The sequence below is a fragment of the Pseudomonas sp. TE50-2 genome (assembly GCF_040813665.1).
GTDB classification, from domain to species: Bacteria; Pseudomonadota; Gammaproteobacteria; order Pseudomonadales; family Pseudomonadaceae; genus Aquipseudomonas; species Aquipseudomonas soli.
In genome coordinates this window covers 761584-773733 of sequence record NZ_JBFNXN010000001.1, presented here as the reverse complement: position 1 = coordinate 773733, position 12150 = coordinate 761584, and the positions used below count along the sequence as shown (strand labels likewise).

Genomic DNA, 12150 nt, shown 5'->3' with positions numbered 1-12150 from the left:
ATGATTTACAGCAGCGTACTCGCGGCGGTCGTCTCGGCCCTGGCTGCAGAAGCGATCGACAACACCAGCAAGCAGGCCTGGCAGAAACTATACGAGCCCGGCAGCGAAGACGGCCACGACATGGCGGCCTTGAGCAGGTCGGTGGAGCGCGGCGAAATCAGCCGTATGGATGCTGACTGCTGGGTTTTCGCCAGGCTGCACAGCCAGCTGAAGCCGCGGCACTGGGATGTCCTGGTGGCGAGGTTTAGCACGCACAAGGGGCGAAAGGTTCAGTCGATCAGCCGCCTGATCCCCATGGTTGCCTCCCATGCTCCGAAGCTATTCATCACCAGTGCAGTGACGGCTTGGGCGATCCCGAAGATAAAGGGCGCCGAGGGTAAGCGGTCGAGCGACATGATCGTGTTGCCGGCTCAGTTCTACGATATCAACCGGTGGGACCCGGATGCTCGGCCTGAGCGAACTCGCCGCCGCTGGAGGAAGGATATCGAGGACGTGCTGAAGCAGATGGCCGAAGAAGCACTGGAGGCTGCGGCCGACATCCTGAGCTACGAAGGTCTTTCGATGGAAAATGCCGCTTGACATCTAATGGCCGCATGGCCGATTATTTCCCCATCCTGTCATTCCTGCGCGTTGCTGAGGATTGGCACCAAAAGCCCGGCTTAAAAGTCGGGTTTTTTGTTTTTATCTTCTTCCAGTTATCCAAGCGCTGTCCTAGGATGCCTTTTCGTTTTTTGCTAAAGGAATGCATCGTGACGACATTTGCTGACATTCGCTCGAAATACACGGCTTACAGAAACGCTCAGCAGGCTTACTGGTCTGATTTGCAGCAGAGAGCCTTTAATCTCGGACGGGGGTTTGAGGGCTATCTGGGCTTGAAAGATCAGCGCTACAAGGGCGCGAATCAGACCAATGAACCATATCTCCAAGTTGGAGTAGTAGAGGGCGGCAAGTTCAAGCGTTCCCTTGGGGCTGACTTCAAGGCCGATGGCCTTAAGGTTGACTTTTGCGTAAGTTTAGTTGTTGACGAAGCGCCTGATGAGCTACAGAAGAGACGGTTCCTGATTAACCTGAAGTTGGGTAAAAATCAGGATGGCTACGTTGCTGAGCTGCTGACGGCTGAGGGTCCGATATCGTTCCAGATGGCCAAAGCAACCATGGCTGCTGATGCTGTGCCCCTCTATGAGGCCATTGCATTGGAAATAATTGATAAGTTGGACCCCAGCGTTTTCGATTAATACTGATTACGATGTAAGCGAGCCCAGGCGATGACCTGGGCTTTTTTATGATTGAACCACTTACTCCCCTCTAAAGGGAGACATTGAGATGCCACAAATGCCCGAGAAGGATCCAGGCCTTTGGGCCGCAGTGCTCGCTTGGCTGGTAGCGCACCAACCCCAGCTTTCCACGGGCGGCATTGCCGCCGCAGTGGCCATGTTTCGAGTCATTTATGGCGGTGGCCGAGGCCGAAAGGTTCTGCTCGAAGGCGCCATCTGCGGCCTTATAGCAGTAAGCCTGCTGCCAGTGCTGGAGTACTTCGCTCTACCTGCCAACCTATCCGTCTTCGCAGGCTGCATGGTTGGCTTCATGGGAGTGGACAAGCTTCGTGAGTATTCCGACCGCTTCATGGGAAAGAAGGTGGAGGGCTGATCTATGCCGCCCAAGGCTAAGCGCCCTTGTCGAGTACCTATGTGTCCCGGCAAGACAAGTGACAGCCATGGTTACTGCAGCGCGCATGCCTCGCTCGCAATTGGTTGGAACAACCCATGCCGCGGCACTGCTGAGCAGCGTGGCTATGACTGGGCATGGCGCAAGCTTGCCAAGGCAGTGCTCAAACGTGATCGCTATCTGTGCCAGTGCCATGACTGCAATGGTCGACGACTGCCGGCAACAGAGGTTGACCACCGCATACCAAAGTTTGAAGGGGGAACGAATGACCCATCCAACCTGTTTGCCATTAATGAAAACTGCCACAAGTTCAAAACGGCGGCAGAGTCGGCACGGGCGCGGTCAGGCTGTCCGCCTGGCGCGTGAGGCAATGCGGTTGCGCGAAAAAGCGATCAGGCGCAATCGAAGTGCCGAGCTGATCCGCCATGGTGACTGGCACCTGGATCGAGCGCTGTACTGCTGGAAAAACATTCATAAGCTCGGATTTCCAGAGCTGATTTCGCGTGTTCTACATGAGTTAGTGGCTGCAATTGACGCATACATGCATGCCGCTGACGGAGTGCCAGAGCGTCCGTTTACGCATCTGGCTGCCTTGATCGATGGCGGGAGTCTGCGGACAAAATTAGCGAAAAATGGTCAAAAATCGGCCAAGTGAGGGGGTGGGGCAAAATCTCTACAGCTTTCGTCTCTCTCCACCGATCGCCCAGCCTTTTTCACACACCCGCGAAATTAAAAAAAATCGCATTCCAGAAAATCGGGAGGCCTGAACGATGGGGCGACCCGCGAAACCTACCGCCCTCAAGCTGCTGCAGGGCAACCCTGGCAAGCGAAAACTCAAGAAGGACGGCCCCGCGCCGGCGCCGCTGGCGGAAACCCCGGACGCCCCGGAGTGGCTGGGGGAGTGGGCCATCGAGATGTGGGACACCATTGCGCCCTGGTTGACCCAGACCGGGATCATGACCCGCACCGATACCCACAACCTGACGGTCTTCTGCGCCGCTTACGAGCGGTGGCGGTTGGCCGAGGAAGAAGTGGCCAGCAAGGGCATCACCGTAGTGGACGCCAAAGGCGTGCTCAAGAAGAACCCAGCCTGCACCGTGATCAACGAGGCGCTACGCCAGGTGGCTAGCTTCGGGGCAGCCCTCGGGCTGGACCCGGCCAGCCGTGCGCGCCTGATGGGCAGCGGTGGGCCGGAGAAACCAGAAAACCCGTTCATCGTGCTCAAAGGAGGGCGGGCCTCGAAGTGAGTTAGGACATGGCCAGCTACCCGAACGTAAACGCGGCGAACAAGTACGCCCGCGACGTGGTGGCCGGCAAGATCGCAGCATGCAAGTACGTGCGCCGGGCCTGTCAACTGCACCTGGATGACCTGGCCAAATCGAAGAGGCGCGGCTTTCGCTGGACCTTCGACCGCGACACGGCCGAGCAGGTGGCGGTGTTCATCCAGCTGCTGCCGCACGCCAAAGGCAAATGGGCGGCGCTGCGCGAGCTGATCAAGCTTGAGCCGTGGCAGCTGTTCATCTTCTGCAGCATCTTCGGTTGGGTCGATAAGAAGACTCGCCGCCGGCGGTACCGCGAGGTTTACATCGAGGTGCCGCGCAAGAACGGCAAGAGCGTGCTGGCCGCCGGCGTCGGCCTGTACATGCTGGTCATGGATGGCGAATTCGGCGCCGAAGTGTATTGCGGCGCGACCACCGAGCGGCAGGCCTGGGAGGTGTTCAAGCCGGCGCGGCAGATGGTGCGGCGCACGCCCGAGCTGGTCGAGGCCTTTGGCATCCAAGTCGCGGCGAAGAACCTGTCGGTGATCGGCGACGAAAGCAAGTTCGAACCCCTGATCGGCGACCCCGGCGATGGCCAGTCACCGAGCTGCGCCATCGTGGACGAGTTCCACGAACACACCTCTGCCGCGCTCTACGAAACCATGCTGACCGGCATGGGCGCCCGCGATCAGCCGATGATGTTCGCCATCACCACGGCGGGCTACAACATCGCCGGGCCTTGCTACCTGCAGCGCGCCCAGGTGATCGACAAGCTGGAAGGGACGGTGCCGAACGACGAGTTGTTCGGGATCATCTACACGATTGACGAGGACGACGACTGGAAAGACCCGGCGGTCCTGCGCAAGGCCAACCCCAACTATGGCGTCTCGGTCGGGGCTGAGTACCTGCTGAAACGCCAGGCCGACGCAACGCGTTACCCGTCACGGCAAAACGCGTTCAAGACCAAGCACCTCAACATCTGGGTTAGCGCCAAAGAAGCCTGGCTGAACATGGCTGACTGGGAGGCGTGCGGCGACCCCATGCTGACCCTGGACCAGTTCCTGGGCCAGCGCTGTTGGATCGGGATTGACCTGGCCAGCAAGTCGGATATTGGTGCGGTATCGCTGGTGTTCCTGGACAAGGTGGAGCTGGTCCCGGGGAACGGCAAGTGGGTCAACCGCTGGACCATCTTCTGCAAGTCGTTCTTGCCCGAAGGCGCGATAGAGCGGGGCGGCCCCAACAAGGCCGCTTACGAGGCCTGGGCCAACGCCGGGTTGCTGGAGGTCTGCGACGGCGAAGAAATGGACTTCGACCTGGTGCGCGACATGGTGGGCGAATTCGCCGGCATGTTCGATGTGCAGGAGGTGGCCTACGACAAATGGCGCGCCACCCAGCTGGCCCACCAGCTGCAAAAGGACGGTGCCGAGGTAGTCGAAATGGGCGGCGGCGTGGCCAGCATGAACCTGCCCATGCGCGAGCTGGAAGCGGCGCTGCTGTCCGGTCGCGTGCGCCACTGCAGCGATCCGGTATTGGCCTGGCAGGCCGGCAACGTCGTGGTGCGTCCGTTCAAGGGCTGCATCACGCCGATGAAGGCCGACGAAGGCAAGACCGACATGCGCAAAATCGACGGCATTGTCGCCGCGCTGATGGCGATGAACCGCGCCATGGTCAGCGAATTTGAGCCGGAAGGGCTGTTGGCTAGCCTGACCGAAGACGACCTATTAGCTATGTGAGCCCCTACAATGAAATGGCTTCCTGAATCTATCGGGACGGCAGGCTTTTGCCTGTTCGTCGCGGGCCTCTACGTCCAGTTTGGGGCGGGTGTGGCCCTGATGGCCGGTGGCGGGCTGATGTTGGCCGGCGCCGCCAAGGCGGTGTGGCGATGATCCTGGGTGCGATGTTCGAGCAGCGCAGCAGCTTGGAAGTGCCCAGCACGCCGATGAACAGTAAGGAGCTGACAGAGTACCTGTTCGAAGGGCAGGGCATCAGCGTCAGCCCGGCTTCGGCCATGCGTCTGACGGCGGTGTATGCGTGCATCTACGTGCTGTCCAGCTCCATGGCCCAGCTGCCGCTGAGCGTGCTGCGCAAGGTCAACGGGCGGATCGAGGTAGCCACCGACCATCCGGCCCATTACCTGCTGCACGATGAGCCGAACACCTGGCAAACCTCCTACCGCTGGCGGGAAACCAAGCAAGCCCATGTGCTCGGCTGGGGTAATGGCTACACGCGCACGGTGCGCAGTCGCCGCGGTGAATTGCTGTCGCTGGAAATGCATGAGCCGCAACACACCGAGCTGGTGAAGAACGGTAATCGCTGGGTGTACTCGACCCAGGATGAAGACGGCGCGCCGCTTGCGGTGTCGCCTGAGGACATGATTCACCTGCGCGCTATCGGCTCGCACCGGCGCATGGGTATCAGCCCCATTCGGCAGAACGCCGACACCATCGGCCTGGGTATGGCCACGGTGCGCTACGGCAAGGAGTTTTTCGAGGGCGGCGGCCGGCCTACGGGCCTGGTCACCGTCAAGGACGGGAAGCTGGATAACACCAGCTGGGAGCGCCTGAAAACGGTCTGGCGAGCCGCTGTGGAGCGGCTCAAACGTTCGGACAACAAGACGCTGCTGTTGCCCGCCGACCTCGATTACAAGGCGCTGACCATCGCGCCCGAGGATGCGCAATTTCTCGAGACTCGCAAGCTGACCCGCAGCGAGATTGCCAGCATCTTCAACGTGCCGGCGCACATGATCAACGACCTGGAAAAGGCCACGTTCTCGAACATCAGCGAACAGGCCATCCAGTTCGTGCGCCACACGGTCATGCCGTGGGTGAAGAACTGGGAGGAAGAAGTAAACCGCCGCGTCTTCACCCGCGCCGAGCGCATGGCCGGCTACTACGTCAAGTTCAACCTGGCCGGCCTGTTGCGCGGCACTCCGAAAGAGCGTGCCGAGTTCTACCGCATCGCCATTCAAGACGGCTGGATGAGCCGCAACGAAGTGCGTGTGCTGGAAGACCTCAACCAGCTGGAAGGCCTCGACTCGATGTTGCTCAACGTCAACACGCAGTTGCTCGGCGCCGACGGCAAGCCGTTACCCGTAACGAAGCAGGAATAACCCATGAGTGAATTCGAACAACGCATGCTGCAAGCGCAGCATTGCGAGCTTCGTGCTGTCCAGCCGGATGAGCAGGGCAGCACGCCGAAGATCGCCGGCTATGCCGCTGTCTTCAACCAGCGTAGCGACCTGCTGGGTGGCACCTTCGTGGAGATCATCGCCCCGGGTGCGTTCGATGACGTGCTGAATCAGGACACCCGGGCGCTGTTCAACCACGACCCGACCTATCTGCTGGGCCGTACGGCCAGCGGCACGTTGCGCCTGACCGTGGATGAACGCGGCCTGGCCTACGAAATCGATACGCCCAATACGCAGACCATCCGCGACCTGGTGGTCGAGCCGCTGCGCCGTGGCGACATGAGCGGCAGCAGCTTCGCCATGCGCGTGGCCAAGGGCGGCGATACCTGGCACGAGGAGAAAGACGGCCTGATCGTGCGCACGATCTTCAAGATCGCCGAGTTACGCGACGTAGGGCCGGTGGCGTTCCCGGCTTACCCCGACTCCAGCGCTGCCCAGCGCTCCCTGACTGCCTGGAAGCAGGCGCAAACCGAAGGCGACGAAGCCCGCGCACATTTCGAGCGCGAGGCCCGCGAGCGCCTGCTTGACCTAACTGAACTGTGATCCCAAGGGGGAGCTATGACCCTGCAACAAATGAAAGAAGCCTATAACAAGCTGTCGGCCGAAATGCGCTCGCTGCACGAAACCACCCCGGACGATGGCTGGACCGGTGAAGTTCGCAGTAAGTGGGAAGGCATGAAAGCCGACCTCAAGGGGCTGCGCGAGAAGATCGAGCGCGAGGAAGAACTGCGCGCCCAGGATCAAAGCTTTGTCGAAGGTCTGGACCGTGAGTGTCCGGCCGGCGCGCCCAAGAACGAGGCGGAGGCCGAGCAGCGCAGCGCCTGGGATAACTGGGTGCGTCGCGGCCTGGAGTATCTGACCCCCGAGCAGCGTTCCGTGGTACTGGAAATGCGCGCTCAGGGCACCAACCCGAACGAGGCGGGCGGCTTCACTGTACCGACCACCCTGCAGGCCAAGGTGATCGAATCGCTGGTGACCTACGGCGGTATTGCTTCGGTGTGCCAACTGCTGCAGACCGACAACGGCGCGCCTATCGCCTGGGCCACCAGTAACGGCGGTGAGGAAGAAGGCGAGCTGATCGGCGAGAACAAGGCAGCCGGCGAAAAGGATGTCGAGTTCGGGATGGGCACCATGGGGTCGCACACCATCAGCTCGAAGATCATCCGCGTCTCTGAACAGCTGCTGCAGGACTCGGGCATTGACATGGAAGGCTACCTGGCCGGCCGCATCGGTAAGCGCGTGTCGCGTACCCGTAACCGCCTGATCGTCCAGGGCACCGGTACCGGCGAAACCGCCGATGCGCCGGCGCAGCCGAAGGGCTTGGAGTACTCGACCCCTCAAGGTGCTATGACCGCCAAGGCCACCGCTTTCACCTGGCAGGAGGTCAACAACCTGATTCACTCCATTGACCCGGCGTATCGTGCGGCGGCCAAGTTCCGCTTGGCGTTCAACGACAAGACGCTGCAGGCGATGGAAGAAATGGTGGATGCCAATAACCGCCCGCTATGGCTGCCCGGCATCGACAGCGACCGTCCGGCCACCATCCTCAAGCATCAGTACGTGATCGATCAGGCTGTTGCCGATATCGGCGCCGGCAAGAAATTCATGTATGCCGGCGACTTCAACGAACTGGTGCTGCGCGCTGTCCGTAGCCTGACCCTCAAGCGTCTGGTGGAGCGTTACGCCGAGTACGGCCAGGTCGGCTTCCTGGCGTTCGTGCGCTTCGGCCTGGTGCTGCAGGACACGGCCGCCATCAAGCACCTGGTGGGCAAGAGCGCCTGACGGGAGGGCTGCCCATGCTGTCGCTTGAACAGATCAAGAGCCATTGCAAGCTGGAGCTGGACGAAACCGAGGAAGACACGCTGCTGCACGCCTACGCCCGCGCAGCGCGTCGCCAGGTCGAGAAGGACAGCGGCCGGCGGTTGTACTGGGTGACGCTGCCGGCCGACGCGCCGGCAGATGCGACCGGTGATGAAGCCTACCTGCGTGGGCTGCTGCCGATCGATGCGCCAGAAAACGCGTTACCTGTAACGGATGACGTGGCGCTGGCCATGCTGCTGTTGGTCGCTCACTGGCACCGCAACCGCGAGCCGGTCACCGAGTCGACCAGCAACGGCACCAAGTCGCTACCGCTGGCCTATGACGCCCTGGTGCAGCCGTACCGCTGGTTCACGCTGTGAGGGAGCCGGAAGCGGGCGAACTGCGCACCCGGGCGGTGGTGCGCATCCGCAACGACACGCCCAGCGGGCCCGGCCTGGACTCGCATTTTGAAGAAGTGGCCAAGCGCTGGTGCAAGATCGAGCCGTTAGGCACGGCCACCTACACCGGGTCGGTGCAGACCGGTACGACCATCACGCATCGGATCTACTGTCGGTTCGTGCGTGACCTGGACACCCGGCATGAGCTGGTCGCCGGTGGCCGGGTGTTCCGCGTCAAGCGGGCTACCGGGATGCGTGGGCGGCAAGTGTGGTCGGTGATCGAGGTCGAGGAACTGCAGGCGGTGAATGTGCCGGCGGGAGGTGGTCGTGGCCAACTCCGTTTCGATTGACGGCTATTTGCATGTCGAGGGCTTCGACCAGTTCGACCAAGAGGCCTTCAACAAGCGGAAGATCCGCGCCGGCATGCGCAAGGTTGGCCAGCTGATCGCCGGCCGAGCGCAGATGAATTTGGCGCTCGGCGGTGGCCAGGAGGGCTACCCCGTCAACCGGACCGGGGCCACCACCGAGTCGATCAACTTCAAGCTGTCCAGGTCGGGCTTTTTGGTGCGGGTTGCGCCCAACAAGACCGCGAGCATGAAGGAGTATTACCCGGCTTACCTGCACTACGGCGTTCGCCGCAAGACGGGCGGCGGGTGGCGGATCAGGCCCCGCGACAACTACATGACCGATGCGCTGACCGACAGCCGCACCGAGGTGCAACGCATCCTGCAGCAGGCCTTTGCCGCCGCGCTGCTCAACTGAGTACCTGACATGAAAATCACGCCTGTGATCGAGCAGCTGCGCGCCTATGCGCCTGGCTTCGAAGGGCGCGTGGCCGGCGGTCTGGATTGGGACCCGACCGCCGACAGCGCCAAGATGCCCCCGCCGGCGGCCTATGTGATCGCGGTTGGCGACTCGGCCGACGAGCCGCAAGCGCAGAACGTTTACACCCAGGTCGTGCGCGACGTCATCGACGTATGCGTTGTGCTGCCGACCGACGATGAGCGCGGGCAGTCGGTAGCCGACGTGCTGCACGACGTGCGCGCCCAGCTGTGGCGCGCCCTGGTGGGCTTCGAGCCGGACGACGAATCGGGGCCGCTGTTGTACGACGGTGGTCAGCTGCTGCTGCTCGACCGCGACCGCATGGTCTACCGCTATCGGTTCTATGCCGATTTCCAGCTCGGCCGCTGGGAGCAAACCGGCGAGGGCAAACCGCAGACCTGGCAGGAATGGCAGCTGGCCGGCCTGCCGGCCCTGGAAGGCATCGACACCCGCCTCGACTTCCTCAACCCCCTGAAAGACCCCAACGTCACGGCCTCGGGGCCAGACGGCCGGGTCGAATTCATTACCCGCGAGGACTTGAACCCATGACCACCATTCACCTCAAACCGGCCCCGGGGCGCGATTGCCCGATGCCAAGCCAGCCGGGCCAGTACCTGCCCGCCGAGGGCGCCGCGGTGCCCCGTGACGCCTACTGGGAGCGCCGCATCATCGCCGGCGACGCCCTGGAGCAGAAGAACACCACCCGGGGGAGCAAAGCGCGATGAGCATCAGTTTCAGCAACATCCCGAGCGACATTCGCGTGCCGCTGTTCTATGCCGAAGTCGACAACTCCATGGCCAACAGCGGCGGTTCCAGCCTGCGCCGGCTGATCGTTGGCCAGGTCAACGACGATGCCGAGAGCGACGAAATCGGCCGCCTGGTGCTGGTGTCGAAGACCAGCGACGCCAAGGACATTGGCGGCACCGGCTCAATGCTGGCCGCCATGCATGCGCGCTGGCGGGCCATCGACGTGGCCGGCGAGGTCTGGTGCCTGCCGCTCAAGGTGGCCACCGGCGCGGCCGCGACCGGCACCGTTACCGTAACGGGCAGCGTCGCCACCGCCGGCCTGGTCAATCTGTACGTGGCTGGCCAGCGTGTGCGCGCCGATGCGGTGGTCGGCGCCTCGGCCGAGGCCGTGGCAGCCAGCTTGGCGGCGGCCATCAATGCCGCCATTGACCTGCCGGTGACGGCCACGGCCGCCGCCGGTGTGGTCACCCTGCAGGCCAAGTTCAAGGGCGAGCTGGGCAACGATATCCAAGTCCAGCTGAACCGCCTGGGGCGCGCCAATGGCGAAACCACGCCGGCCGGCCTGACGGTGGTGGCCACGGCCATGACCAACGGCGCCGGCACCCCGGCTGTATCGGCGGCGCTGGCTGCACTGGGCGACGAAGAATTCGAGTTCATCGCCCAGCCCTGGACCGATGCCGACACGCTGGGCGCCTGGAAAACCGCCATGGACGACAGCGCCGGCCGCTGGTCCTGGGCGAAGCAGCTCTACGGCCATGTGTACAGCGCACAGCGCGGCACGCTGGGCCAGCTGGTCGCTGCCGGGCGCCTGCGTAACGACCCGCACGTCTCCGTCCATGGCTTCGAGCGCGGCGTGCCGCAGCCGGCGTGGGAGGTGGCTGCGGCCTGGGCGGCGCGCACTGCCGTGTTCATCAGCGCCGACCCGGCGCGACCGACGCAGACCGGCGCGCTGACGGGCATCGACCCGGCACAGGCGAGTGACCGTTTCACCCTGACCGAGCGGCAGTCGCTGCTGACCAGTGGCATGGCCACCGCTGTCTACAACGGCGGCAGCTACCGCATCGAGCGGGCCGTTACGACCTACCAGCGTAACGCCTATGGCCAGCCGGATGACTCCTATCTGGACAGCGAGACGCTGCACCAGTCGGCCTACGTGATCCGCTACCTGCGCAGCATCATCACCAGCAAGTACGGCCGTCACAAGCTGGCCAACGACGGTACGCGCTTTGGCCCCGGCCAGGCCATCGTCACCCCGAAGGTGATTCGCGGCGAGCTGATCGCGGCCTATGGCGCGCTGGAGCGTGAGGGCATTGTCGAGAACGCCGAGGCGTTCAATCAGTATCTGATCGTCGAGCGCGATCCGAAGAACCCCAACCGCCTGAGTGTGCTGTTCCCGCCGGACCTTGTGAACCAGCTGCGTGTGTTCGCGCTGCTGTACCAGTTCCGTCTGCAGTACCCGGACGCGACGTAACCCTCATCGTTCAACCCCAGCCCGCCCTGTGCGGGCTTTTTTATGGGAGTGCCCTTTATGGGTCAGAAAGTCGCGGGCACCTGCTTTGTGAAGGTCGACGGCGATCAGCTGGTGATCACCGGCGGCGTGGAATGCCCGCTGTCGGACACAAAACGCGAAACGATCACGCGGGGCTACTTCAAGGAAGAAGACCTGATCCCCTATGTGGTGGTCGACGCGGTGAAAACCGCCAACTTCCCCCGGGCCAAGCTGGCCAACGGGACCAATATGACCATCACCGCCGAGCTGGCAGACGGCTCGGTGTATGTGCTGAGCGGCGCGTACCAAGTGGATGAGTCCAAAGTGACCGGCGATGACGCCAAGGTCTCGCTCAAATTCGAAGGCATCCAAGGAGACTGGCAGTAATGACCACCGTAACTCACACCCTCGCTACTCCAATCCAGGCCCATAACGAAGAGGTCACCGAACTGACCCTGCGCCGCCCGACCGTGCAGGAGTGCCGCGCAATCAAGGCGTTGCCCTACGTCGTTGGTGAGAGCGGCCACCCGATCATGGAGGTCGAAGCAGTCGGCAAGTACATCGCGATCTGCGCTGCCATCCCGGCCAGTTCGGTGAACCAGCTGGACCTGGCTGACCTGAACACCATCGGCTGGCTGATCGTGGGTTTTTTCATGCCCCAAGATTCGAAGCAGTCGGCGGCCTGACCGAGCTGGCCTACGACCTTGCCTGGTGGTGGAAAACCACCCCGGGCGAGGTGCTGGGCTGGACCCTCGACACGTTGTTCGAGAGTGAGGAAAACGC

At 62.6% G+C, this 12150-nt stretch carries 18 protein-coding genes; all 18 read left to right on the top strand.

Going from position 1 to position 12150, the window contains the following annotated elements:
* The 18 genes from AAHK21_RS03415 (at nucleotide 1) to AAHK21_RS03330 (ending at nucleotide 12053) form a co-directional block, all read left to right on the top strand.
* Nucleotides 1–579 carry a hypothetical protein gene (locus AAHK21_RS03415; RefSeq protein WP_367856431.1) on the top strand — a complete coding sequence of 193 codons (579 nt, stop codon included), beginning with the start codon at nucleotides 1–3 and terminating at the stop codon, nucleotides 577–579.
* Complete coding sequence (locus AAHK21_RS03410; RefSeq protein ID WP_367856430.1) at nucleotides 576–1235, top strand: hypothetical protein; 660 nt, start codon at nucleotides 576–578, stop codon at nucleotides 1233–1235. The genes AAHK21_RS03415 and AAHK21_RS03410 overlap by 4 nt, the downstream gene beginning before the upstream one ends.
* Nucleotides 1236–1323: 88 nt before the next feature.
* Nucleotides 1324–1647, top strand: a complete 324-nt coding sequence (locus AAHK21_RS03405; protein ID WP_367856429.1) for a phage holin, lambda family — start codon at nucleotides 1324–1326, stop codon at nucleotides 1645–1647.
* A gap of 3 nt (nucleotides 1648–1650) precedes the next feature.
* Complete coding sequence (locus tag AAHK21_RS03400; protein ID WP_367856428.1) at nucleotides 1651–2031, top strand: HNH endonuclease; 381 nt, start codon at nucleotides 1651–1653, stop codon at nucleotides 2029–2031.
* Entirely contained in the window at nucleotides 1931–2320 is a 390-nt protein-coding gene (locus AAHK21_RS03395) for a hypothetical protein (RefSeq protein ID WP_367859040.1), read from the top strand. The genes AAHK21_RS03400 and AAHK21_RS03395 overlap by 101 nt, the downstream gene beginning before the upstream one ends.
* Nucleotides 2321–2435: 115 nt before the next feature.
* Entirely contained in the window at nucleotides 2436–2912 is a 477-nt protein-coding gene (locus AAHK21_RS03390; RefSeq protein WP_367856427.1) for a phage terminase small subunit P27 family, read from the top strand.
* 8 nt (nucleotides 2913–2920) lie between these two features.
* The gene (locus AAHK21_RS03385) at nucleotides 2921–4657 is read left to right on the top strand and encodes a terminase large subunit (RefSeq protein ID WP_367856426.1); all 1737 of its coding nucleotides are present in this window, start codon (nucleotides 2921–2923) and stop codon (nucleotides 4655–4657) included.
* Between the two features lie 149 nt (nucleotides 4658–4806).
* Nucleotides 4807–6033: a phage portal protein gene (locus AAHK21_RS03380; RefSeq protein WP_104444110.1), complete on the top strand. Its 1227-nt coding sequence runs from the start codon at nucleotides 4807–4809 to the stop codon at nucleotides 6031–6033.
* Nucleotides 6034–6036: 3 nt separating this feature from the next.
* Nucleotides 6037–6654 carry an HK97 family phage prohead protease gene (locus AAHK21_RS03375; protein ID WP_367856425.1) on the top strand — a complete coding sequence of 206 codons (618 nt, stop codon included), beginning with the start codon at nucleotides 6037–6039 and terminating at the stop codon, nucleotides 6652–6654.
* Between the two features lie 15 nt (nucleotides 6655–6669).
* A complete protein-coding gene (locus AAHK21_RS03370) occupies nucleotides 6670–7893 on the top strand; it encodes a phage major capsid protein (RefSeq protein WP_367856424.1) in 1224 nt (407 codons plus the stop codon).
* A gap of 14 nt (nucleotides 7894–7907) precedes the next feature.
* Nucleotides 7908–8291 (top strand): head-tail connector protein, encoded by a 384-nt coding sequence (locus AAHK21_RS03365; protein ID WP_367856423.1) that lies wholly within the window; start codon nucleotides 7908–7910, stop codon nucleotides 8289–8291.
* A complete protein-coding gene (locus tag AAHK21_RS03360; RefSeq protein ID WP_181427686.1) occupies nucleotides 8288–8659 on the top strand; it encodes a head-tail adaptor protein in 372 nt (123 codons plus the stop codon). The genes AAHK21_RS03365 and AAHK21_RS03360 overlap by 4 nt, the downstream gene beginning before the upstream one ends.
* A complete protein-coding gene (locus AAHK21_RS03355; RefSeq protein WP_367856422.1) occupies nucleotides 8637–9071 on the top strand; it encodes a hypothetical protein in 435 nt (144 codons plus the stop codon). The genes AAHK21_RS03360 and AAHK21_RS03355 overlap by 23 nt, the downstream gene beginning before the upstream one ends.
* Before the next feature lie 9 nt (nucleotides 9072–9080).
* Complete coding sequence (locus tag AAHK21_RS03350; RefSeq protein ID WP_367856421.1) at nucleotides 9081–9680, top strand: hypothetical protein; 600 nt, start codon at nucleotides 9081–9083, stop codon at nucleotides 9678–9680.
* Nucleotides 9677–9856, top strand: a complete 180-nt coding sequence (locus AAHK21_RS03345; protein WP_367856420.1) for a DUF2635 domain-containing protein — start codon at nucleotides 9677–9679, stop codon at nucleotides 9854–9856. Before AAHK21_RS03350 ends, AAHK21_RS03345 begins: the two co-directional genes overlap by 4 nt.
* A complete protein-coding gene (locus tag AAHK21_RS03340; RefSeq protein ID WP_367856419.1) occupies nucleotides 9853–11349 on the top strand; it encodes a phage tail sheath subtilisin-like domain-containing protein in 1497 nt (498 codons plus the stop codon). Before AAHK21_RS03345 ends, AAHK21_RS03340 begins: the two co-directional genes overlap by 4 nt.
* A gap of 57 nt (nucleotides 11350–11406) precedes the next feature.
* On the top strand, nucleotides 11407–11754 hold the full coding sequence (locus AAHK21_RS03335; RefSeq protein ID WP_186733650.1) for a phage tail tube protein: 348 nt from the start codon (nucleotides 11407–11409) through the stop codon (nucleotides 11752–11754).
* A complete protein-coding gene (locus AAHK21_RS03330; RefSeq protein WP_367856418.1) occupies nucleotides 11754–12053 on the top strand; it encodes a phage tail assembly protein in 300 nt (99 codons plus the stop codon). The genes AAHK21_RS03335 and AAHK21_RS03330 overlap by 1 nt, the downstream gene beginning before the upstream one ends.
* Nucleotides 12054–12150: the final 97 nt, after the last annotated feature.

Coding starts and splice junctions, on each gene's coding strand:
- AAHK21_RS03415 (WP_367856431.1), top strand. CDS start 1: ATGATTTACAGCAGCGTACTCGCGGCGGTCGTCTCGGCCCTGGCTGCA.
- AAHK21_RS03405 (WP_367856429.1), top strand. CDS start 1,324: ATGCCACAAATGCCCGAGAAGGATCCAGGCCTTTGGGCCGCAGTGCTC.
- AAHK21_RS03400 (WP_367856428.1), top strand. CDS start 1,651: ATGCCGCCCAAGGCTAAGCGCCCTTGTCGAGTACCTATGTGTCCCGGC.
- AAHK21_RS03395 (WP_367859040.1), top strand. CDS start 1,931: ATGACCCATCCAACCTGTTTGCCATTAATGAAAACTGCCACAAGTTCA.
- AAHK21_RS03390 (WP_367856427.1), top strand. CDS start 2,436: ATGGGGCGACCCGCGAAACCTACCGCCCTCAAGCTGCTGCAGGGCAAC.
- AAHK21_RS03385 (WP_367856426.1), top strand. CDS start 2,921: ATGGCCAGCTACCCGAACGTAAACGCGGCGAACAAGTACGCCCGCGAC.
- AAHK21_RS03380 (WP_104444110.1), top strand. CDS start 4,807: ATGATCCTGGGTGCGATGTTCGAGCAGCGCAGCAGCTTGGAAGTGCCC.
- AAHK21_RS03375 (WP_367856425.1), top strand. CDS start 6,037: ATGAGTGAATTCGAACAACGCATGCTGCAAGCGCAGCATTGCGAGCTT.
- AAHK21_RS03370 (WP_367856424.1), top strand. CDS start 6,670: ATGACCCTGCAACAAATGAAAGAAGCCTATAACAAGCTGTCGGCCGAA.
- AAHK21_RS03365 (WP_367856423.1), top strand. CDS start 7,908: ATGCTGTCGCTTGAACAGATCAAGAGCCATTGCAAGCTGGAGCTGGAC.
- AAHK21_RS03350 (WP_367856421.1), top strand. CDS start 9,081: ATGAAAATCACGCCTGTGATCGAGCAGCTGCGCGCCTATGCGCCTGGC.
- AAHK21_RS03345 (WP_367856420.1), top strand. CDS start 9,677: ATGACCACCATTCACCTCAAACCGGCCCCGGGGCGCGATTGCCCGATG.
- AAHK21_RS03340 (WP_367856419.1), top strand. CDS start 9,853: ATGAGCATCAGTTTCAGCAACATCCCGAGCGACATTCGCGTGCCGCTG.
- AAHK21_RS03335 (WP_186733650.1), top strand. CDS start 11,407: ATGGGTCAGAAAGTCGCGGGCACCTGCTTTGTGAAGGTCGACGGCGAT.
- AAHK21_RS03330 (WP_367856418.1), top strand. CDS start 11,754: ATGACCACCGTAACTCACACCCTCGCTACTCCAATCCAGGCCCATAAC.